Below are 325 nucleotides of genomic sequence, written 5' to 3' on the forward strand. Positions count from 1 at the left end.
ACTTCGCATAGGCCGTGTCAAGCGACTCGCGCAGCGCCTGGATGTTCGCCTCGGTAGCGTCGAAGCCGGCGTGCTGAGGAATGGTGTACTGACGGTACTCGGGGACGTTGTTGTCGCAGACAGCATACTTCGTCTTGCGGCTCATGAAGGTGGTCTGATAGCCGCGCTGCTCGGACGTGGGATAGAACTCGTTGCAGACGCGCTTGCCGGATTCGTCGATCCACACGGCCTGGGGCAGACAGTTCATCTTGCCCGGTACCGAGAGACCCTTCATGTTCATACCGGGGATGGGCGTGGTCTCCAGATGTGCGCCGGCCCAGTAGGC

At 61.2% G+C, this 325-nt stretch carries 1 pseudogene; it reads right to left on the reverse strand.

Features of this window, described 5'->3' with window-relative positions:
• Nucleotides 1–325: pseudogene (locus PZH32_RS12105) on the reverse strand (FAD-binding dehydrogenase); the annotation flags it as partial.

Source organism: Adlercreutzia equolifaciens, from assembly GCF_029076695.1.
GTDB classification, from domain to species: Bacteria; Actinomycetota; Coriobacteriia; order Coriobacteriales; family Eggerthellaceae; genus Adlercreutzia; species Adlercreutzia equolifaciens_A.